This window comes from Micromonospora sp. WMMD967, assembly GCF_029626165.1.
Taxonomy (GTDB): domain Bacteria; phylum Actinomycetota; class Actinomycetes; order Mycobacteriales; family Micromonosporaceae; genus Micromonospora; species Micromonospora taraxaci.
This window is the reverse complement of the sequence record NZ_JARUBK010000001.1, coordinates 6006685-6028025: the sequence shown is the minus strand read 5'-3', so window position 1 is coordinate 6028025 and position 21341 is coordinate 6006685. Positions and strand designations below refer to the sequence as shown.

The following is a 21341-nucleotide window of genomic DNA, read 5'->3' as shown; positions in this document are numbered from 1 at the left end:
TGCCGGAGCTTTGGAAAGCGGACGATGCCCGTCCCGTTGGGTTAGAGTCAGATCCGGACGACGCCCGTCCGCCTAGTGATGCTCGATTGTTGATGGATGCGCAGGGAGGCCCCGTGAGTTCTCGCCATGAAACGTTCCGGCTACGGAACGGGTCGGCAGCGCTCGGAAGCAGTGAAGAGCGCCGGATCCCACACGTCTGGGCTGGGCTCCATGACTGACGTCCGGGCGGACGCTCGCCGCAACCGGCGCCAACTGATCGTTGCCACACGGGAGGCGATTGCCTCCCGTGGACTCGACGTGTCGGCTCTGGACATCGCCACGGCTGCGGGCGTGGGCGTGGGTACGTTGTACCGGCGCTTCGGCACCAAAGAGGCACTGCTCGACGCCGTGGTCCTCGGCCTGTATGACGAGTTGTGCGAGACCGCACAAGCTTGTATCGAACGCCCGAATCCCTGGGACGGGCTGGCCGAGTTCGTCATGGAACTGGCGGGGGCTCATCGGGACAGTCGTGGCCTGGCTGAGGTCACCGCAGCGTGCGAACGGCCGCCGTCGCCCGAACTGGCACAGCGGACCGCCGCGCTGCAGGACGCCGTCATCCGGCTGACCGAGCGGGCGCACGCCGCCGACGAGCTGCGCGCCGACGTGACGTGGCAGGACATCATGATCTGCTCACGTGCGCCGCTGGACACCGACCACTGTCTCGGTGTCGACGCGGGACCCGACGGATGGCGTCGCGTCGTCACCATCCTGCTCGACGGCATGCGTGCCCCCGGGCGAACAACTCTCGACGCGCCCGGCCCGCAGATCAGCCAGGCGTGAGCACCGGAGCTCCGCCCACGAGGTAAACCCCAGACTCCCTTCCGGCCGCAGGCGCAACCTCCTCGCACGCGACAGACCCCTCTCGAAAGGAGGCAGATCATGCATGTCGAAATCTGGTCGGATATATCCTGTCCATGGTGCTATGTCGGCAAAGCACGCTTCGAAAAGGCGCTTACTCTGTTCCGGCATCGGGACCACGTCGAGGTGACGCACCGCTCCTTCGAACTCGACCCTCAGCTTGCCCACACCGGCCCGACGACCGGGGCGGCGCATGCGAAGAAGTACGACCTGACTCCGGCCGAGGCCCGGGCGGCGGAGGAGAACCTCGCAGGCATCGCCCGGGAGGAAGGGCTCGACTACCTCGTCGACTTCCGGGACCACGGCAACACCTTCGACCTGCACCGGCTGTTGCAACTTTCCGCGGCCCGGGGTCTGCACGATGAGCTGCTGACGCTGTTCTATCAGGGCAACTTCGCTGCGGAACGGAGCATCTACGACTCCGAGCACCAGGTGGAGATCGCCGTCCGCGCCGGACTCGACGAGGCCGAGATCCGCGCCGTGCTTGCCGACAGGCGGGCGTACGCCGACGAGGTGCGAAGGGACGAGGCCGAGGCCGCGCAGCTGGGCATCACCGGCGTGCCGTTCTTCGTGATCGACCGGAAGTACGGCGTCTCCGGCGCCCAGTCGGTCGAGGCCTTCTCCGAGGTGCTGAGGCGGGCCTGGGCTGAACGCCAACCGGTGCTGACCGTCCTCGGTACCGACGACCGAGCCGGGTGCGACGCGCACGGGTGTGAAACGCCCCGCGGCTGGAGCACCGGCGAGCCAAGAACACCGGGCATTTGATGAACCCCGAGAGGAAGACTTTCGTGCGAGCTGTTGGTCTACATGAATTCGGCGGGCCGGAGGTGCTACGCGTCATCGAACTGCCGGAACCGCACGCGGGCCCCGGCGAGGTTCGGGTACGCGTACACGCGGCGGCGGTGAATCCGTCCGACACCCTGCTGCGCTCGGGCGTTCACGCGTCGGCCCTGGCCGGGGTGCCAGGGCCCTACGTGCCCGGAATGGACGTCGCGGGCGTGGTCGACGAGATCGGCCCGGGTGCGGTCACCGATCTGTCGGTCGGTGACCGGGTGATGGCGATGCTCCTCCCGGTGACCCCGACCCCGGACGGCACGCTGGAGAACAGCGGTGGCGGCTATGTGGAGTACGTGGTGCGTCCGGCCAGATGGGTCGTCCGCGCGCCAGCGGGCGTCAGCCATGAGGCGGCGGCGACGCTGCCGATGAACGGACTCACCGCGCTGCTCGCGCTCGACCAGCTGGCGCTCGCGCCAGGGTCGACCCTGGCCGTGATCGGGGCCGCCGGCACGCTCGGCGGCTACCTGGTCCAGATGGCCAGCAACGCCGGGCTGACCGTGGTCGCCGACGCCGCCCCGGCCGACGAAGCCCTGGTCCGGGAGTCCGGTGCGGCCATCGTGGTGGCCAGGGGACCCGATGTCGTCAACGGTATCCGGGCGCACTTCCCGGACGGTGTGGACGCCATCGCCGACGTGGCACTGTTCGGAACGGCACTCTTCGATGCCGTACGTGACGGCGGCATCCTGGTCCGGATCCGCCAGGCCGACGAGCCCGGCGGCTACGAGGCCGCGAGCACCCGGGGCATCAGGGTGCTGACGCCGTTCGTGCCCGAATACGCCGGCCGGACGGACAAGCTGGACGAGATCCGTCGGCTAGCCGAGGCGGGTGTGCTCGTTCCGCGGGTGGCGAAGATTCTGCCCGCCGTCGAGGCGCCCGACGCGCATCGCCGATTCGCCGCCGGCGGTGTCCGCGGCCGACTCGTGCTCACGTTCTGAACCACGCCTTTACTGAAACACTCCTCTGACAAAGACAAGGATCAACTGTGTCCACCCGATTCGCAGACAGGGTCATTCTGATCACCGGCGCCACCTCCGGCATGGGCCGGGCCACCGCCGAGCGGGTCGCCGCCGAGGGCGCGAAGGTCGTCCTGGCGGCCCGCGGCAAGGACGCCGGCGAGACGTTCGCCGCCGAACTGCGTTCCGCCGGGCGCGAAGCCCTCTTCGTGCCGACCGACGTGACGGTCGAGGCCGAAATGGCGCGGCTGGTCCAGCAGGCGGTCGACCACTACGGCCGGCTCGACGGTGCCTTCAACAACGTCGGCGCGGCCACCGCGTACGGCCCGGTAACCGACATCGACGGTGACGCCTGGGGTGCCGAACTGACACTCAACCTCACCAGTGTCTTCCACGGCCTGAAGCACCAGATCCCCGCACTGCAGGCCTCCGGCGGCGGTTCGATCGTGAACAACGCCTCCAACCTCGGTGTCACCGGGATGGCGGGCATGGCCGCCTACAGCGCGGCCAAGCACGGCGTTGTCGGGCTCACCCGATCGGCGGCACTCGACGTGGCCGCGACGGGCGTGCGGATCAACGCGCTCGTCACCGGTGGTGTCGACACCCCACTGCTGCGCGGCAACATGGGCCCGAACCCGCAGGAGGCACTCCGGGCTGCCGGCGCCATGCACCCCGTGGGCCGGATCGGAAGGCCCGAGGAGATTGCCGCGTTCGCGGCCTTCCTCCTCAGCGACGAAGCCCCGTTCGTCACCGGAGCCGCGCTCGCGATCGACGGCGGCCTGACCGCCGGCTGACGACTCGCCTGCAGATCTTCGGCGCGTTAACCGTGTGACCGACGATGCCATCGCCTCTCAGGTCGCCCGTTGGTATCCGGTGCCGTGCGACGCCATCCGACTCGCGCCACCAGTTTCGTCGTAGTCAATGGACTGTCCAGCCGGCCGCCCGGTTCGGATGCCCGGGTTGGCGATGCCCTACCGGGCGGCGGCGAGCGTCAGGCGGAGAGTTCGGCCGAGATCAGCGCGGCCAGTTCGGTGGGCTGAGAAAGAAATGGCGGGTGTGAGGAGTTCATCCGCAGCACCCGTTCAGCCCGCTTGGCCATGAGTTCCTGGGCGAAGGGTGGCAGGGCGTTGTCCGCCTCGCAGACGATGTAGGTGCTGGAAATGGTGTGCCACTCCGTCAACGAAAACGAGCACGGTTCTGGCCGCGCGTCAGCGCAACCATCAACGAAAGCCTCTCCCTCGACCGCAGGGTCGGTTCATCGGGAGACCGAAGGACCGGGCTCGGGAGCATCCCTCTGCCGGCTGTACACATTTGCTGCGGCAAACAGGCAGGCGCCGAGCTGACCGACGAGCGCGGGGAGGAGGGGTAACAGTGGGTCAGGCCGTACCCTGGCGGTTGACCCGCCCCTCCCGGGCCGTCTTAGAGCGGCTGTGGTCGCGCTCGGTGCCGGCTGATCCGGTCGCGGTGCGCTCGTGCCGCTGATTCGGCGAGTGCTCCACCGTGGCCCCTTGCCGGCCCCGCGCGCCGCTGCCCGGGTGCCGGCGGCCCCGCGCCGACTCGCCGCCGCTGTCATGCTTGTTGCGCTGCTGACTACCCATGCCCGGTGGTTACCCGGTGCCTGGGCGCCCATGCTTTCGAGCGGGATGCGGTCGGCGGGCCGCCATCTGTTTCATCCGGGACGACTCTGCCGATCTAGCCAGCCTTGCACAGTGTTGCCCGCCTCAGTGGGCGGGTCTGCCAGGAGCACGCCAGCTGGAGCCTCTCGACCGAACGGGTGGCCTAAGGATACGAGCTGATTTACGCCGGCCGCCGCAATGGTTCTCCGCGCTCGGGCGCACATCTTCGATGTCTTGGCTGAGCTTTCAGGTCCACTGTAGGTGCCACTGGTCATCGTGCCAGCAGGTGAGGCAGAGGCGGCACTGAGGAAGGCTTTGTAAATGAAAATCGCGGATTCCCTAGGAGGCAGGGGACACCTCGGCCGACTTGAAGGCTGGCAGTGCAGTCGATGATCGGGTTCCGTAAAGCTGGGAGCCTTTACCGCAAGCTGTGGCGACCAGCGCCACGCCAAAGGCACCCGGGAGCCACCCTCCTAGGATGCTGTACAGGTTGTGTCCGAGCCGGGACCCATTGATCTCCAGGGGCACCCTCCGCCCCGGAATGCTGTTGAGCATGGCGGGCCGCGTTGGGCGGTAGACGTTTTCATCTCCGAGTTGCCGTGAAACACCCGGGCGGGCCCAGCGACGAACGGCCGGTGGTCCGCGATGCCAGGAAACGGGCTCGGGTCTACGACCCCGAGCTGAGGCAGGTCTTACACGAGGCCCCCAAAGGTCCAGTCGGTTGCGGCTGCTGTGCCGGGCCACCATCGACTCAGACGGCACTGGTCGCTGACTTGTTTGTCGCTGCTTCGGGTAGTTACCCCCATGCGTGGCGCCCAGGAACCTTCGCCCGATCCGCCTTCAGTTGTCGACGCCGTAGCGGCCGAGGTGCGGCAGGCGGCACAGCAGGCTCGCCAGCGTGGGCGTCGGGGGTGGCGGGTGCGGCTGCACCTGACGGACGTCATTTTGGTGATCACGGTGCAGGCGGCGCTGGCCGCGGCGTTGTCCTGGTTCATCGGGCACGACGTGTTGGGCATTCCTGCGCCGGTTTTCGCTCCGTCCGCGGCGGTCGGGACGATCGTCGCCGCAATCGGCCAGCGGGTCCGACGAACCGTCCAGACGCTGATCGGCGTGGTAATCGGAATCCTCATCGGGGACGCTCTGCTCTATGTCGTCGGTCCGGGACCGGTGCAGATCGGCCTGGCGGTTGGTGTCGCGATCGCGTTCGCGCTGATCCTTTCCGGTGGCAGCGGCGCTACCGTCGCCCACGCGGGTGCTTCGGCTGTCGTGATCGCGACCCTGTCGCCGGCGGATCCCAACCTCGAGTGGCCCAGGATCCTGGATGCCTTGATCGGTGGGGCGGTGGGGCTGGCGGTGGTCACGCTCCTGTTTCCGGTCAACCCGATGCGCGTCCTCAACCGGGCGGCCACGCCGATCGTCGAGCTGACCAGCGGGGAGCTACGCACCGTCGCGACCGCGTTGGACAAGCGTGATGCTGAGCAGGCGACTGCGTCCCTGCAGCGCCTGCGGGACTCAGGACCCGACCTCGGACGGTTGTCGCAGGCGATCGACGGAGCGAAGGAGGTGGTGAGTCTGGCACCGGCGAGATGGCTCAGGCGTGACGACGTGGAACAGTTCGCCCACTTCGCGGAGCATGCCCAACGGTTGGTTGGCGACGCACAGGATCTGGCGCGTACCTCGGCGACCGTGTTGCAGTACGACGAGGCGGTTCCGTCTGAGCTGACCACGACACTCCGGCAACTCGCCGACGCCAACGAGCACCTTCGGGCTGAACGCGTGTCGGGCCGTGAACCGCAGCGGGCGCGGGCGACGGCCCTGGCGGCCATGCACAGCGCCCGCAAAGCCGGCGACGTTGCCACCGGCCGGTTCAGTCAGACGCTGATCACCCAGACGCGGGTCGCGGCGAGTGACCTGCTCCGCGCCAGCGGTCTCGATCCGGAGACGGCCAATCGGCTGACCCGGGAACGTTACGGCGAGAGCGCCTGAGATGGCCGTCGCGGTCAATCTTGGTCACTAATCTGGGCCAGTCGTGACCCCCGGGTGGCGGGAAGTGGTGTGATCTGGTCAATTGCTCTGCCACCACCGCCGGACGTCGATTCAGCTCGGCGGCTGCTGCCCCTGCGGGCCAGCCAGCCACGTCGTGACCTGCCTCAGCGGCTGGCTGCTGTTGACGATCTTCTTCATCCGTTGCCACGCGGCGTGGGCCGGAGACCCGCCCAGCACGCCGCCGAGACCCATGCCACCACCAGCCACCGTCCCGCTGCTGTGCGCACGTTGCTGGGTGCTCTGTCCGAGCTGCTGGGTGGCCTGCCCGAGTTGTTGGCCGACCTGCTGGGTCGCCTGCTGCAGCGTCTGCGACAGCGGTCCATCGGGTCCCAGCGCCTCCTGCGCCGTCTGCCCGACCTGGTGCACGGCGTTGTCCACCGTCTTCACGAGCGACTCGATGATCTGGGGGTTGCGCTCGATCGTGCGGAGGGCGCTGTCGAGAATGCCCCGAAGCTCATCGAGCCGAACCTCGAGCATCGCCTCGGCCTCCACGCCCTTGATGTCGACCTTCACCGTGCCAAGATGCGCCTGAACGCCCACATCGAGCTGGAGCAGGCTGCCTAGCCTTGCTCGCAGAGATACAGAGGTGTCCAGATCGTCTACCTCGACGTAGATCTGCTCAACCTTGACCTGCGGGATCTGGAGGACGACGTCGGGGTCCGACATCGTTTTGCTGCTGCGCCCACCGGCGGGCTGAGGAAGGCCGTGCGCACCACTCTTCTGGACGAGGGGGCGTTCGCCGGGCTCGGCCCCGGTTGGCCCGGTGGCGACACCGCGGTTCTCGCCCCACCCGGCGGATTCCGCGCCTTGCCCGGCGTCGCGCTGCCCGTCAACCCGCTTACGCGGTTGCCCCGGCGACTCCCGCGCGTCCGTGTCCCGGCTCTTTGATTCGGTCATCCCGCACTCCTCGGGCTTCGCCTGACGTGCGGGATCAGGTGCCGATCCGGCGGGGCTGGAGCTGTCCCGACCCCGGCCCGGTCAACTGCCAGAACTCCTGCGGCAACTGGTCGACGAAGTCCCCGTACTCCTTCGCGCTGGCAGCCTCACGGAGGGTGTCCAACACGGCTCGCGCTCCGTCGGTGGCCACCTTGTGGTCCACCCCTGCCCGGGACTGCACCCGTTGCAGGAACTCGGTGAGGCCGAACCGTTCCGGATCTTCGGTTTGCCTCGACACCAGGCCGCGCAGCTCCTCGGGGAGCTGGGAGGCGAGGTCCCTCGTCTGGCCACCGGTGACTCGTTTGGCAATGGTCTCAAGCGTGGCGCGGGTGATCGGTTCGGCCTTTTCGGGCGGAACCTTGGGTCGTGCTGCCACAGCCTGAATGAACTCGCTGTAGTTCACCTCGGATCCCCTCTCGAACCGGATCGCGGCGGGTACCCGCCGCCGCACGGGTGAAACGACGACTCGTCCGCCCTCAGGGTCGCGGCGGAGGACTGTGAGTGATACGTCGGGCCACGGGCGACTGGTACAGGCCGGCGCTGGTGATGGCGTAGAAGACGGGCAGGAGGACGAAGATGGTCAGGCCGATCAACGGCGCGGCCAGGTAGCCGACCAACCCCGCGAGGACGTACAGGACGACCCCGGCGAGCGCCCGGAGCCGCTCGACGGGAAAGAAGCCGCCCTTGGCCTGGTCCTTGAGCAGGTCTGGGTTCTTCGCCAGGTAGTGGTAGAACGCCAGCCAGGTAGCGCACAGCAACGCGCCGACCAGCGCGTAGAAGGCGACGGCCACCCGCTGGTCCGCGTTGTTGTGCTCCTGCAGCGCGTCCGACACGACGGCGGTCGGAAAAGGCAGCAAAGCCGTGCTGAACAGCACGAACAGGTTCATCCAGTGCAGGCCGCGATCGACCTGCTGGATGCGGTTGAACGCCGCCTTGTGGTTGAGCCAGACGACGGCTACATACGAGTAGGACGCGAGATACGCGGCGTACGAGGGCCACTGCTCGAGGAGGCCGGACAGGAGGCGGCCGGGAGGAACGTCCGGCACCCGCAGGTCCAGGACCAGCAACGTGATGATGATGGCGAAGATGGCGTCGCTGAACGCCACCGCGCGGCTGGTGTCTGACCGGGTGCCTAGGTCTGCGTCTGGCCCGCTCACCGACTGCGCCTACCCAGGGTCGTCTGCGGCAAACAGATGGAGAGCCGGGGTTGCGGATGCAGGCCGCCGCAGAAGATCGGTGCCCGCGGACACGCACCGCATCCGGCCACCGGGCGTGCCGCGGTGGCCGGATGCGGGTGGTGGTCAGGGTTTGAGGACGACCTTCTCGCAGTTGTCCTGCTTGTTCTTGAAGATCTCGAAGCCGTGTTCTGCCTGGTCGAGTGGCAGGGTGTGGGTGATGACCCGGGTCGGGTCGATCTCCCCACGTTCGATGCGCTGCAGCAGCGGTTTCATGTAGCGCTGCACGTGGCATTGACCGGTACGCAGGGTCAGTGCCCGATTCATCCACGCCCCGGCCGGGAACTTGTCGAGGAAGCCGCCGTACACGCCGATGACCGACACGATGCCGCCGCTGCGGCACGACAGGATCGCCTGCCGCAGCGCGTGCGGGCGCTCAGTCTCCGAGCGGACTGCCTGCTTGACCCGGTCGTAGGCGTGCACGTGCGCGGCACCGTGGCTGGCCTCCATGCCGACCGCGTCGATGCACTTGTCCGGTCCCCGTCCACCGGTCAGTTCGAGCAACCGGGACCGCACATCCACATCCTCGAAGTTCACCGGCGTGTGGCCCGCCCGTTCGGCCATTTGCAGCCGGTACGGCTCTTTGTCGATGGCGATGACCTTCGCGGCGCCGAGCGCCCGGGCGCTGTCCATAGCGAACTGACCGACCGGGCCGGCGCCCCATACCGCCACCACGTCGGTGGGCTGGATGTCGCACATTTCGGCGCCCATGTAGCCGGTGGGCAGGATGTCGGAGAGGAACAGCACCTGCTCGTCGGTGAGGTCGGACTCGATCTTCAGGGGACCGACGTCGGCGAACGGCACCCTCGCGTACTGCGCCTGACCGCCGGCGAAGCCGCCGGTCAGATGCGAGTAGCCGAAGATCCCGGCGACCGGGTGGCCGAACATCTTCTCCGCGATCCCGGCGTTGGGGTTGGAGTTCTCGCAGCAGGAGTACAGCTCAGCGGCGCAGGCGCCGCACGCGCCGCAGGCGATCGGGAACGGCACGACGACCCGGTCCCCGACGCGCAGCCGACCTGGGTCGACGCCCCGGCCGACCTCGACCACCTCGCCCATGAACTCGTGACCCATGACGTCGCCGTCCTGCATCGTGGGCACATACCCGTCGAGCAGGTGCAGGTCCGAGCCACAGATCGCGGTGGAGGTGATCCGTACGATGGCGTCGCGGTCGTTGAGGATCTTCGGGTCCGGTACGTCACGGACCTTGACCTTGTTGCGGCCTGCCCAGGTGTTGGCCCTCACGCGTCTGCCCCCTTCGCGAGCTCGGAGTCCGACAGCGGTTGCGCCGGACGCTGCGGGAACTCCTTGCGAGCCCGCTTGCCCCACGGGGCGCCGTCGGATCGGACGACCTGCCCGGTCTCCATCACCTGCTTGAGCCGGCGTAGGTCGTCGTCGAGCTGCTGGTGCGGTTCCTCACCGAAGTACCTGGCAACGGCCTTGCCGACCGGGCCGCCCGGGATGTCGTACGACATGACGACGTGCACCTCGGTGCTGACACCGTCCGGGGCCGGCACGAACCGGACCATGCCGGCGTTCGGCACGTCGGGGTTCCCGGTGGACCGCCACGCGATCTTCTCCCCGGGTGACTCGTCGATGATCTCTGCGTCCCATTCGACGTTCGTGCCGAAGGGCGCGCTGGCGGACCAGTGGCTCGTACGGTCGCCGGTGGCGCGGATCGTCTCAAGGTGTGCCATGAACGTGGGGAGGTTGTCCAGGTCACGCCAGAACGCGTAGACCGTGGGCGGGGGTTTGCGGATGGTTGTCGTGGCTGTCAGCTCCATGGATCCTCCTTCGCGTGGGCCTCGTACCGCCGGCGCCGAACCGATCCTCGGGACGCGGGTGGCCTGCACGGCGGTCAGCAGGTCCACCACCGTGATCCCGACGATGGCGCCGGTGACACCGACGAGGCGACGCCGGCGGTGCCCGCTACGGTGGGCGATGGCCACCCCGAGAGAGGCCAGGTCCATCGCGTCGCCCACGACCCGGGTCCACGCCCAGATGCCCTTGCGCCGGCTCGTCAGGAGTCCGGCCGCATGGACCAACTCCCGCGCCCCGACCAGTGGGACCACGGCCCGGGAGGTCGAGGAGTCGTCCACCCCGCTGATCCGGCGCACCGTGTCCGGTGCCGCCAGCTGTGCCACCCCCAGACCGAGACTCATCCAGCCGAGCCGGCGCCCTCGCCGTCGCACGTCTTCCCGCCTGGCCTGCGCGGCCTCCCGGGTTGCTAGTTGAGTCACGGGTCGCCTCCGTATCCGGTCGCACCCCGGTCGAGCCATTCCGGCTCGTGGAAGTCCGGCACGCAACCCATAGAGGCCCGCATACCCCTCGGAAACCACCTCAACCCGCGCATCGGTCGCGGTATAGAGCTGATCCCTGTCCCGCTGCTCAGCGCGGCGTCAGGGGATGCCACCGCTGTGGGGGCCCAGGATCCGGAGGATCCTGAGCCCCCACAGCGTCAGGCCGTCGCCATCTGGCGAACGTCTTCACCCTGGGCGAACACCTCTACCATCTTGGCGCAGAAGGCCGGAAGGTCGCTGGGGTTGCGGCTGGTGACCAGGCCGTTGTCGACCTGCACCTGTTGGTCCACCCAGTTCCCGCCCGCGTTGCGGATGTCGGTTCGCAGACTGGGGAACGAGGTGACGGTCCGGCCGCTGACCATGCCGGTCTCGACCAAAGACCACGGACCGTGGCAGATCGCCGCCACCGGCTTCTGCTGTTGAAAGAACGCCCGGACGAAGTCCATCGCCTGCGGGTTCATCCGGAGCCTGTCGGGATTGACCGTCCCGCCCGGCAGCAACAGGGCGTCGTAGTCGGCCGCATCGACGTCGTTCACGGTCCGATCAACGCGATAGTGGTTGGCTGGCTCGATGTCCTGGTTCATCGACTGGATCTCGCCGGACTGCAACGAGATCAGGTGCACTTCGGCTCCCGCCTGCTCGGCGGCGGCTCGGGACTGGGTGTACTCCACGTCCTCCACTCCGTCGGCGGCGAGGCAGGCGATTCGTTTGCCGGTCAAGGGCTGCTGGCTCTGCGCCATTTTGGCGGCCTTCCCTTCGTGGCGTCGCCCCGTCGGCGGCGCATCGTTCGCTCGCGGTCGCCTTCCCGGTGTCACTACCGGGAAACAGGTCGCCGAACGCCGCTCAAGGGGTGGACGGATCGGCCCTCTCGCCGATCCGGCACGGTCAGCGCGGAGCACGGTCGTGATACGAGACTTCTTCCGGTCGATGCGGGTAAACGCACTCACGCTCACGCCCTGGCGCCGAGGCCCCGGAAAGGCCGACATGACTCTCCCTACCGCTTCGACCGAACTGCCGTCCGGCCAGACCATGCCCGTGCTTGGTCAAGGCACCTGGTATTTGGGTGAGCGCTCCGGGAGGCGACGGGACGAGATCGCCGCCCTGCACGCTGGCCTGGACCTGGGTATGACCTTGATCGATACTGCGGAGATGTACGGCGATGGCGCGTCCGAGGAGCTTGTCGGCGAGGCCATTGTCGGACGACGCGATGACGTGTTCCTGGTCGACAAGGTGCTGCCGTCCAACGCCAGCCGGCAGGGAACAGTGCAGGCCTGCCGCCGTAGCCTGCAACGGCTCGGCGTCGACCACATCGACCTCTATCTGCTGCACTGGCGCGGCACGCACCCACTCGCGGAGACGATCGAGGCGTTCGCCGAACTCGTCGACGCCGGCGACATCGGGCAGTGGGGTGTGAGCAACTTCGACCTCTCCGACATGACCGAGCTGTTCGAGGCGGGCGGGAACGACTGCGCGACCAACCAGATCCTGTACAACCTCACCCGCCGTGGTCCCGAGTACGACCTGCTGCCGTGGCTGCGTGAACACCGAATCCCGGTGATGGCGTACTCCCCGATCGAGCAGGGCAGACTGCTCGGCCACGACCAGGTCGCGGAGGTCGCCGCCCGGCACGGGGCGACGCCCGCCCAGGTCGCGCTGGCCTGGGTGCTGAGGCAGGAGTTGGTTTCGGCCATCCCTCGATCGTCCAACCCGGAACACACGCGGGAGAACGCGGAAGCTCGCGACCTGCGCCTGACCGAGGAAGACATCGCGGGACTCGACTCGGCATTCCCGCCACCTACCGGCCCGCAGCCGCTGGAGATGTTGTAGGGCCAGCGGCCGCGCGGTTGTCGCAAACGCCCCTGCGGGTTCCGCCCCTTATGAAAGTGTTTGCGGTGAAGGTTGCCGATTGTTGACGGCACCCGCACGAGCAGATCAAGTGACAGGGGCGGACATGAGGTGGCTGATCGGTGGGGCGGCCGCGGTAGCCGGCGGGATGGTTGCCCGGCGCCTGCTCGGTGGGGCTGGCCGGGGCAGTGACCAGTGGCAACGGGTTCAGGCCCGGCGGCACGGGGCACGGTGGCATGTGGCGACGGTGAATCGACCGGCGGGTGAGGTTGCCCCTGGCGGCCGATTCCCCGAGCCGCTGGCAGGGCTTGGCGACGCCGTCGAGGTCCAGGTCCGGCCTGCCCCCGGCGGCCGGGGGACCGAGATCGCCGTACGGCTGCGCGACGGCGCCCGACTGCCTGCTGTCGCCGCGGCCCGACGGGTCACCGGCCGGGATCCTGACCAGGCGATCCGCGCTGCCCTACGCGAGTCGAAGCAACTGATCGAGACCAGTGAGGTCCTGCATCCGGACTATCCGCCCACCACCGAGCCGACTCCGGTGAACAAGCCACTGCGGATGGCCACCCAGCAGGGTCGGCGGGAGGGACGACTGTGAGGGCGCTGGTCTGGGAGGGAGCCAACGAGCTCGCGGTGCGGCAGGTTCCGGACCCGCAGATCCGCAACGAGCAGGACGTCATTGTACGGGTCCGTCGGACGGTGACCTGCGGTTCCGACCTGCACCTGCTCGGCGGGTACATCCCGTTCATGGAACGCGGCGACGTCCTCGGGCACGAGTTCCTCGGTGACATCGTCGAGGTCGGTCCGCAGGTACGCAACCACAAGGTAGGCGACCGGGTCGTGGTCTGTTCGTTCGTCTCCTGCGGCAAGTGCTGGTACTGCCAGCAGCAACAGTTCTCGCTGTGCGACAACGGCAACACGAACCCGATGATCACCGAGAACGTCTGGGGCTCCGCTCCCGGAGGATGCTACGGCTATTCGCACGCGCTCGGCGGCTTCGCCGGCAGCCACGCCGAATACATCCGCGTCCCCTACGCCGACCAGGGTGCCTTCACCGTCCCCGACGAGGTGAGCGACGAGCGCGCGTTGTTCGCCTCCGACTCCGCGCCCACCGGCTGGATGGGCGCCGACCTCGCCGGAGTGAAACCGGGTGATGTCGTGGCGGTCTGGGGCGCCGGGGCGGTGGGCCAAATGGCGGCTCGTGCCTCTGTGCTGCTCGGTGCCGACCGCGTGATCGTCATCGACCGGCTCGACAACCGGCTCCAGATGGCCCAGACACATCTCGGCGTCGAGACGCTCAACTATGAGCAGCAGGACGTCGGCGGCGAGTTGCTGGAACGCAGTGGCGGTCGCGGCCCGGACGTGTGCATCGAGGCAGTCGGTATGGAATCGCACAGCAGCGGTCCGCAATTCTGGTACGACCAGGTCAAGCAGCAACTGCGCATCGAGTCCGATCGCCCGATCGCTGCCCGGGAGGCGATCTACAACTGCCGCAAGGGCGGCAGTGTGTTCGTCTTGGGCGTGTTCGCCGGACTGGTGGACAAGTTCCCGCTCGGAGCGGTGATGAACAAGGGGCTGACGCTACGCGGCGCACAACAGCACGGACAACGCTACATTCCCATGCTGCTGGAGCGGATGGCCCGCGGCGAGCTGGTCACCGAACATCTCGCGACACACACCATGCCGTTGGACGAAGCGCCGCGCGGCTACGAGATGTTCAAACAGAAGGTCGACGGATGCGTACGGGCCGTCTTCCAGCCCACCAGTTGACCGTCGCGGCCCGGGCCTACGCCCAGTTACCTCCCGCTGTGCGGCTGTCCGCCTTTCTCGTCCCGCCAACCGTCGGGTTGGGGGTGGTAGCCGTATGCGGCGGCCCGGACCGTTTCCTCGTTCTCCAGCCCCGAGCCGATCGCGCCACCCACGGTGGCCAGCGAGCTGGTGATCCAGGCGAGCGTCAGATAGTCGGTGACATCGACCGGCCGTTGCAGAGTCTGCTCCAGCACGGACGTGTCGATCAGCAGTGCCTCGACGAGCACCGTTCCCACGAACAACACCACGTAAGACACTGCCGTGGCCAGAGTGAGAGTGAGGATCGTCCCCAGGTTGAACAACCGTGCCATCGCGGTCGGTGTCTCACGGTCTGGCTTCTCCCACAGGTCGTGCGCGACGATCAGCCAGGCCACCAACGCGGCCAGCCCGAGCAGCATGATCACGGCGAGCCGGAGTCCGCCGAGCGCGTCGCCCATCTGCCAGATGGTGTCCGTGGTGAGCGCGAACGCGGCCGTGCCGAACGCGCCGACCAGCAACTTGGACAGACCCAGGAGGGCACGCCCCGGGCGGTTGGCGCGGACCATCCCGCTCAACAGGCGAACCCGTCCGACCAGCCCCGACGCGACGTAGCGCCGTCCACCGGCGTCGGTTCCGTCGATCTCCCGGTGGACGGCGGGAGCCCGGGGTGCCATCTCGGCTGCCGCCCGGCCGTCCGGCGGCATCCGCTGGTCGGAGGCGTCAGTCAACAGCCTGCTCACCAGATCGGGAACGATAGCGCGGGCCGCTCGCAGTTGGCGCAGTCCCAGCGCGGGCAGGGACACGACCGCGACTCGACGTCGAGCGGAGGTCTGTGCCACCAGTGGCACCCGCTCCGCGTGCAGTGGCAGGTCGGTCAGGCAGATCGCGATGTCCCACCGGTCGTCGGCGCGCCGCTGCGCAAGATCGTCGAGCAGTGACTCGACGCCTCCGTCGCGGCGCGGCGCCACCTCGCCCCAGCCCTCCCGGACGACCCACCGCACGTCAGCGCCCACATCATCGGCGAGTCGGGCAGCCAGCTCTGTGGCGAGCCGCGCAGCCACCCGGGCCGGATGGTCCGGTGGGGTTGCCACCAGTCCCACGACGATCTCCTGGCGTCGCTGTTCGCTGTGGGTCACCGCTGCTCCTCACCGGTAGCCGGGCTCGGCCGCCGACGGCGAAGACCGGGGGCGTCTCGTGCCGTCGCGGCAGCTCCCGTGCCGACTGACGTAGTGGTGGGAGCCGGGCTCGCCGATGGGAGCGCGCCGATCAGTCCGTACAGCGCTGACGCGACGCCCGCGTCGAACCGGGCGGCCCGCCCACGCAGCCTAAATGACCATCCCGCGGGCTGTAGCGGATTCGATGGAAGGCGCTCAGGAGGCTCGCACCACCTCGCGGCGGGAACGGCGTCGAGGGCCATCGATCATCGTGAGATGTGGTGTGACTATTCACGTCACCCATTGCTCACTCACGTTACACCTAGGAGACTGGCGGCCACTGTGACATTGATCCGGGTGAACATGAGCGCCCGGCAGGCGCGGTGGGGAGGGGTCGCACGATGCCGAGAACGACGCCAGGTGCCAAGGCCATGGCCATTCCTGTCTACAAGGCGCTGCCGCGGCTGGTCCGCAACACGCACCAGTCACTCGTCGACATCGCCAACTGGTCCGGAGGTGCCGTCGTCCGCCTTGGACTGGGAGTTTCCAGCGCCTATCTCGTCACCAACCCGGCCGACGTGCAGCAGGTGCTGCAGGAGAAGGCCGACATCTACCCGCGAGGTGACGACACAGCACTGTGGCGGTCAGTACGGAGGCTGGTCGGAGACGGCATCCTCGCGGAGGGTGAGACCTGGGCGGCCAGCAGGCGGACACTCGGCCCCCTGTTTAGGACGACTCGCATCGGCCCACTGGTCGACACCATGGCCGAGGCCATCGCCACCTCGGTCGACGAGCTGGAGGCGGCGGCCGCTGCGGGAACGCCGATCGATGTCGGCTCCGAGCTGTCCCGGATCGTCTCCAGCGCCATCATGCGGGTCTTCTTCGCCGATCGAATCGACATCGAAGCCGCCCTGCGGATCATGGCAGCGCAGGAGGTGATCGTCACGGCGATGGGGCCCCGCCTGCTCGCGCCGGGGGTGCCGTGGTGGATCCGCCTGCCCGGCGACCGACGCTTCATGGCAGCGGTTCGCACAATCGACGACATCCTGCTGCCCGTACTACACGAGGCGCTCCAGCGACCAGGCGACAGCGACGACGTGTTGTCCACCCTGGCGCGAGCCCGGACCTCTGACGGGGCTCCGCTCAGTCTCCAGCAGATGCGCGACGACCTGGTGTCGATGGTCGCGGTCACGACGGAGACCTCGTACGTCGTGCTCACCTGGCTGTGGCCGGTCCTCGCCAACAACCCTGAGGTCGCCAGTCGGCTCTACGCCGAGGTCGACCACGTTGTCGGTGAAGGTCCGATCCGTGCCGAAAACCTCCAAGAGCTCACCTACACCCGGATGGTGCTGGACGAACTCCTCCGGCTCTACCCGGCCGGCTGGATTCTGCCCCGTCGCGCGGCCGAGGCGGACGTGCTCGGCGGAGTACGCATCAAGAAGGGGGCCAGCGTCATCCTCTCGCCGTACGCCACGCATCGGATGTCGGCGCTCTGGGGCGAGACGGCGGAGGTCTTCGACCCCGAGCGTTTCGCGCCGGGCCGTGACGAGGGTCGCCACCGGTACGCGTACTACCCCTTCGGAGGCGGGCGGCACCGCTGTCTGGGCGAGCACCTGTTCGCACTCGAGGCCGTCCTCGTCGTGGCGACCTTCCTGAGCCGGTTCCGGTTCCGTCTGAACGACCCCGCCATCCCCAGCACGCGGGTCGCCGCCTCGCTGCGTCCCGCACGCCCCGTGGAAATGGTCCTGACGCGGATTGCTCGCACCGCCGCATGAGAGGAGTACCTGTGCCTACCACCAGCGTCGCCGACAGCCTCGCGGCAGCCGCGGATCAGGGACGTATCTGCGTCCTCGCCGCTCGGGGCCATCGAGATCTGCAGCAGTGCGTGTCGGTGTATCCCACCCTGTTTCCCAGCCCGCCGGTTGACGGCGCCATGCTGGGCGCGCTGGCCCTGTCGACGGCGTTCATAGCGCCGTGGTGCACGGCAGAGCAGCTTCGCGTCGCCAACCGCGCGTCGTTGTGGGTCACTGCGGAAGACTGGATGGTCGACTCTGTTGCGACGTCCCTGGACTCCGTAACGGCGATCGCCTCCGCCTGCGTCGCGGTGGCCGACGGCGCCACGCCGGCGGCCGGAGACGCGCTCGGCCAGTTTCTCGCCGAGATTCGCGACGAGTTGGCCGCCTCACCCGCCTTCGCAGGCGCTCAGTCGCTGTGGCGGGACGAGGTCGACAGGATGCTCACCGCTGAGGTCGTGGAGTGGCGGTGGCGAGCCGCCAGGGCAGCCGACGAGCGTCAGCTGCCGTCGTTCGTGGAATACCTCGACAACGCCGACAACTACGGCGCGTCCTTCGTCAACGTGTCGCACTGGCTCGCCACCGCCGACGAGGAGACCCTGGGCCACCTTCCCGAACTGACAGCGGCCAGTCGTGAGGTACAGAAAATCCTGCGTCTGGTCAACGACATGGCCAGCTATGAACGCGATCTCAAGACAGGCGACCTCAACGCCCTCATGCTCGGCGTCGACAGGGACGACATCAACCGACACGTCGCCGAGCGCATCGACACGTGTCGGGCACTGCTTCAGGAAATGGAGAGCAGGTGCCCGCAGGAAGCCCGTTACCTGGCCCGGGAGATCGGGTTCACCAGTGGTTTCTATCGCGGCACGGACTACTGGGGCACCGTTGAGCGTTGACAGCGCTTTCCCGGAACAGGCGCGGGGACCAGAGGGCCGGGCCCTCGCCTCGACCGGCGCAGCTGAGCTGGTCGAGGCGATGCTGCGAGAACCAGCCGGGCAGATGTCCCCGTCCACCTACGAAACCGGTCGGCTCGTGAGTTTGGCTCCCTGGTTGACCGGCCATGACGAGCGGGTGCGGCACCTGCTGGGCACCCAGCGACTCGACGGCGGATGGGGCGCACCAGAGGGGTACGCCCTGGTTCCGACGTTGAGCGCCACGGAGGCTCTCCTCGCCGTCCTGATCAGGTCTCCCGCTGACATGCTGGTCGACGCCGTCGACCGTGGGCTGCTGTGGCTGAGGAGTTGGCTGGCGACCACGCGGCCCATCCCGGATACGCCAGCGATCGACCTCATCGTGCCGGCGCTGACCGACGCCATCAACGAGCACCTGACGTGCCGCGACATCCCGCGCGGTCTGGTCCACTGGCAGGCAGGTCCTCGGCTGCCTCTGCCGCCCGGCATGGATGGCATGAGACTCGACGTCGTGAGGGGCATCATCGCGGCAGGCGCGCCGGTGCCCGACAAGCTGCTGCACGCGTTGGAGGTCGTCGGTGACATCGCCCCGGACGCCGTCGGTGTCCAACCGCTGCCGCCCGGCGTCATCGGGGCGTCGCCGGCCGCCACCGCCGCGTGGTTGGGTGCGGCGGGAGAGGTCGATGAGCATGGCTGGGTACGGGCCCACCTGGAGTCCGTCATTCAGCGGCACGACGGTCTCGCTCCCTGCGCGACGCCGCTCGGCGTCTTCGAGCGTGCGTGGGTCGTCGGTTCCCTCGCACGGGCCGGCATCGCCGTACCCCCGGTTCCGGACCTGGTCGACAGCCTGACGGCAGATCTGACTTCGGTGGGGACACCAGCCGGCCCAGGCCTGCCGCCGGACGCGGATACCACCTCAGTCACTCTGTATGCGCTGTCGTGGCTGGGCGTGCCCACCGACCCGAGTAGCCTCTGGAGATTCGAGACGGATGCCGGATTCTGCACCTGGCCGGGCGAGGACGGCTTCTCGGTCACTACCAACGCCCACGTCCTGGACGCCCTGAGCCGGCACCTGGCGACGCAGTCAGACGCCGCACCACGCTACCGCTCCGCGGTCCGGCGTCTGGTCGATGCGCTGCGATCCTGCCAGCTTCCGGACGGCGGTTGGCAGGATCGGTGGCATGCCTCTCCCTACTACGCGACCGTCTGCTGCACGTTGGCTCTGGCCGATGCCGCCCCTTCCGCGGCTGCGGAGTCCCTGGCCCGCGCGGTGCGTTGGGTGGTAGCCACGCAGCAGCCCGACGGATCCTGGGGTCGCTGGAACGGATCGTCGGAGGAGACGGCGTACGCGATGCAGATCCTCGCCGTAGCGGGGCGGGGACTACCGGCCGCTGATGCGGCCCTCAGCCGAGGTATGTCCTATCTGGACATGACGAGCGCGATCCCGCAGGAGGGTCCCGCGCTGTGGCACGACAAGGACCTCTATCACCCCACGAAGATCGTCCGTGCCGCTGTGCTCGCCGCGCAGCACCTCGCGACGGAGAGCCGCCTACGGGTCAGGTTCGACGACGATCTGCGGACGTGCCCGACGTGACGGATGCCGTCGATCGCTGAGGAAGGGCACCGACAAGGACGGGCTCTCAACCCAGTCGATCCAGCCTCTCGCGAGCGGTGGTGTCGGGCCGAGGGGTGAGGACGACGAGACGCAGGTCGGTGTTCTGGGTGGTCAGGACGTTCGCGTCGAGCGGGATGGCGCCCACGTCCGGGTGTACCGCGGTCTTGTGCGCGCTCTCGTGGTTGGCCACCGCCCGGAGGGCCCACAGGTGGCAGAACCTGTCGTTGCCGGCCATGCGCGAGATCAGTGCCGCCACGTCGGGGTCGTTGGGATAGCGGGCGCTGGTGGCGCGCAGGTCGGCCACCAACGACTGCTCGAAGTAGGCGCGCTCGGTGTCGGTCTGGCGCACCCGGGGGTTTCGGGATTCGAACTGGACGACCAGGGCGTTGCGATCGTCGGCGGTGGCGCCCGTGGGGTCGCCGAAGACGGCCGCGAACATCCGGTTCCAGTGCAGCAGCCGCCAGACGGCGTCGTAGACGGCCACCGGGGTGTCGCCGAGGTGGTCGATGACGCGGTGCAGGCTGCTGGGGATCAGGTGGGGTATCCGGTCCGGGTCGGCTGCGAAGCCGGCCAGGCGCATCAGGTGCGCCTCCTCGTCGTCGGAGAGTCGTAACGCGCGGGCAAGGGAGGTGCACACCTGCACCGACGGCGTGGCGGCACGGCCCTGTTCGAGGCGTGCCACGTACTCGGGGGAGATGCCGGCCAGTGCTGCCAGCTCGCCGCGCCGTAGGCCGACGACGCGGCGAGGTGACCCGCTCGCGAGACCGACCACGGCCGGGTCCGTGCGATCCCGCCAGGCCCGCAACGCCGCTCCGAGGTCATTCATGAATACATGATCCGCCATCGGCGTCGAGGGCTGGGTGGTACCAGCGGTACGCGGAAGAACTGTGCCTTCCACAGTGGTGGTACGCGCCTGATGATGGGGATCATGAGCAAAGTGACCAGGATGCACCACATCGGAGTCCCGGTGAGTGATCTGGCGCGGTCGGTGCGGTGGTACGAGGACGTCCTCGGTATCGCGCCGAACGGCGTGACGATCTCGGCGACGAACCCGGCGATCGGCGCGGTTGTCGAGGTGGAGAACGCGTCGATGCGGGCGTCGTTCGCGCTGGCCGGTGACAACGTCCTTCTGGAGCTCATCCAGTACGACAGCCCGCAGCCGAGGCCCTTCACCGGGCGCAACTGCGACGTCGGGGTGATGCACCTGTGTTTCGAGGTCGACGACCTCGACGAGGCGCACCGCGAGCTGGTGGAGCGGGGCGTACACGTCAACGCCGAGCCGGTCGTGCTCCGGGACGGCGACGGCGTCGAAGCGGGCACGCTGGCCGGGACGAAGATCCTGTATCTCCGCGATCCCGACGGGATCCAGTTGGAACTGTTCCAGCTGCCCTCTTAGGCTGCGGATACCATCGGTCGGG

General features: G+C 68.3%; 21 protein-coding genes and 1 pseudogene. 12 read left to right on the top strand and 10 right to left on the bottom strand.

The features are described 5' to 3' along the window. The first annotated feature begins 126 nt into the window (after positions 1-126). The 4 genes from O7631_RS27110 to O7631_RS27095 all read left to right on the top strand — a co-directional run bounded on the left by O7631_RS27110 (position 127) and on the right by O7631_RS27095 (position 3481). A complete protein-coding gene (locus O7631_RS27110) occupies positions 127-819 on the top strand; it encodes a TetR/AcrR family transcriptional regulator (protein WP_278146880.1) in 693 nt (230 codons plus the stop codon). Between the two features lie 99 nt (positions 820-918). Beyond that, positions 919-1662, top strand: a complete 744-nt coding sequence (locus tag O7631_RS27105; protein ID WP_278146879.1) for a DsbA family oxidoreductase — start codon at positions 919-921, stop codon at positions 1660-1662. 23 nt (positions 1663-1685) lie between these two features. Continuing rightward, positions 1686-2669 carry an NADP-dependent oxidoreductase gene (locus O7631_RS27100; RefSeq protein WP_278146878.1) on the top strand — a complete coding sequence of 328 codons (984 nt, stop codon included), beginning with the start codon at positions 1686-1688 and terminating at the stop codon, positions 2667-2669. Between the two features lie 47 nt (positions 2670-2716). Further along, positions 2717-3481: an SDR family oxidoreductase gene (locus O7631_RS27095; RefSeq protein ID WP_278146877.1), complete on the top strand. Its 765-nt coding sequence runs from the start codon at positions 2717-2719 to the stop codon at positions 3479-3481. 197 nt (positions 3482-3678) lie between these two features. On the opposite strand, the pseudogene O7631_RS27090 reads toward O7631_RS27095, so the two are convergent. Beyond that, positions 3679-3909 (bottom strand): annotated as a pseudogene (locus O7631_RS27090) (alpha/beta fold hydrolase); the annotation flags it as partial. Positions 3910-4063: 154 nt separating this feature from the next. Beyond that, complete coding sequence (locus O7631_RS27085; protein ID WP_278146876.1) at positions 4064-4285, bottom strand: hypothetical protein; 222 nt, start codon at positions 4283-4285, stop codon at positions 4064-4066. A 936-nt stretch (positions 4286-5221) separates the two neighbouring features. On the opposite strand from O7631_RS27085, the gene O7631_RS27080 reads away from it, so the two are divergent. Next, entirely contained in the window at positions 5222-6289 is a 1068-nt protein-coding gene (locus O7631_RS27080; RefSeq protein WP_278146875.1) for an FUSC family protein, read from the top strand. A 111-nt stretch (positions 6290-6400) separates the two neighbouring features. On the opposite strand, the gene O7631_RS27075 is transcribed toward O7631_RS27080, so the two are convergent. From O7631_RS27075 to O7631_RS27050, 6 genes are all read right to left on the bottom strand, one after another. Further along, complete coding sequence (locus tag O7631_RS27075; RefSeq protein ID WP_278146874.1) at positions 6401-7246, bottom strand: hypothetical protein; 846 nt, start codon at positions 7244-7246, stop codon at positions 6401-6403. A 34-nt stretch (positions 7247-7280) separates the two neighbouring features. Then, a complete protein-coding gene (locus tag O7631_RS27070; protein ID WP_278146873.1) occupies positions 7281-7688 on the bottom strand; it encodes a DUF2267 domain-containing protein in 408 nt (135 codons plus the stop codon). A 73-nt stretch (positions 7689-7761) separates the two neighbouring features. Then, positions 7762-8391 (bottom strand): TMEM175 family protein, encoded by a 630-nt coding sequence (locus tag O7631_RS27065; RefSeq protein ID WP_278146872.1) that lies wholly within the window; start codon positions 8389-8391, stop codon positions 7762-7764. 195 nt (positions 8392-8586) lie between these two features. Then, complete coding sequence (locus tag O7631_RS27060) at positions 8587-9762, bottom strand: zinc-dependent alcohol dehydrogenase (protein WP_278146871.1); 1176 nt, start codon at positions 9760-9762, stop codon at positions 8587-8589. Further along, positions 9759-10679 (bottom strand): SRPBCC family protein, encoded by a 921-nt coding sequence (locus tag O7631_RS27055; protein ID WP_278146870.1) that lies wholly within the window; start codon positions 10677-10679, stop codon positions 9759-9761. Before O7631_RS27055 ends, O7631_RS27060 begins: the two co-directional genes overlap by 4 nt. A 296-nt stretch (positions 10680-10975) precedes the next feature. Next, positions 10976-11557: a type 1 glutamine amidotransferase domain-containing protein gene (locus O7631_RS27050; RefSeq protein WP_278146869.1), complete on the bottom strand. Its 582-nt coding sequence runs from the start codon at positions 11555-11557 to the stop codon at positions 10976-10978. Positions 11558-11801: 244 nt separating this feature from the next. On the opposite strand from O7631_RS27050, the gene O7631_RS27045 reads away from it, so the two are divergent. From O7631_RS27045 to O7631_RS27035, 3 genes are all read left to right on the top strand, one after another. Beyond that, complete coding sequence (locus tag O7631_RS27045) at positions 11802-12644, top strand: aldo/keto reductase (RefSeq protein ID WP_278146868.1); 843 nt, start codon at positions 11802-11804, stop codon at positions 12642-12644. A gap of 124 nt (positions 12645-12768) precedes the next feature. After that, complete coding sequence (locus O7631_RS27040) at positions 12769-13257, top strand: hypothetical protein (protein ID WP_278146867.1); 489 nt, start codon at positions 12769-12771, stop codon at positions 13255-13257. Continuing rightward, positions 13254-14429, top strand: a complete 1176-nt coding sequence (locus tag O7631_RS27035) for a zinc-dependent alcohol dehydrogenase (protein WP_278146866.1) — start codon at positions 13254-13256, stop codon at positions 14427-14429. The genes O7631_RS27040 and O7631_RS27035 overlap by 4 nt, the downstream gene beginning before the upstream one ends. Positions 14430-14455: 26 nt before the next feature. Here the strand turns inward: O7631_RS27035 and O7631_RS27030 are convergent, their stop codons facing one another. After that, positions 14456-15583, bottom strand: a complete 1128-nt coding sequence (locus O7631_RS27030) for a hypothetical protein (protein WP_278146865.1) — start codon at positions 15581-15583, stop codon at positions 14456-14458. Between the two features lie 455 nt (positions 15584-16038). Here O7631_RS27030 and O7631_RS27025 point away from each other — a divergent pair, with 455 nt between their 5' ends. From O7631_RS27025 to O7631_RS27015, 3 genes are all read left to right on the top strand, one after another. Then, the gene (locus tag O7631_RS27025) at positions 16039-17376 is read left to right on the top strand and encodes a cytochrome P450 (RefSeq protein WP_278148030.1); all 1338 of its coding nucleotides are present in this window, start codon (positions 16039-16041) and stop codon (positions 17374-17376) included. 11 nt (positions 17377-17387) lie between these two features. After that, a complete protein-coding gene (locus O7631_RS27020; protein ID WP_278146864.1) occupies positions 17388-18293 on the top strand; it encodes a terpene synthase family protein in 906 nt (301 codons plus the stop codon). A gap of 136 nt (positions 18294-18429) precedes the next feature. Beyond that, complete coding sequence (locus O7631_RS27015) at positions 18430-19902, top strand: prenyltransferase/squalene oxidase repeat-containing protein (RefSeq protein ID WP_278146863.1); 1473 nt, start codon at positions 18430-18432, stop codon at positions 19900-19902. Between the two features lie 46 nt (positions 19903-19948). Here O7631_RS27015 and O7631_RS27010 read toward each other — a convergent pair whose 3' ends face one another. Beyond that, a complete protein-coding gene (locus tag O7631_RS27010; protein ID WP_278146862.1) occupies positions 19949-20749 on the bottom strand; it encodes a helix-turn-helix transcriptional regulator in 801 nt (266 codons plus the stop codon). Between the two features lie 6 nt (positions 20750-20755). Here O7631_RS27010 and O7631_RS27005 point away from each other — a divergent pair, with 6 nt between their 5' ends. Next, on the top strand, positions 20756-21319 hold the full coding sequence (locus O7631_RS27005) for a VOC family protein (protein WP_347403523.1): 564 nt from the start codon (positions 20756-20758) through the stop codon (positions 21317-21319). The last annotated feature ends 22 nt before the right edge of the window (positions 21320-21341 follow it).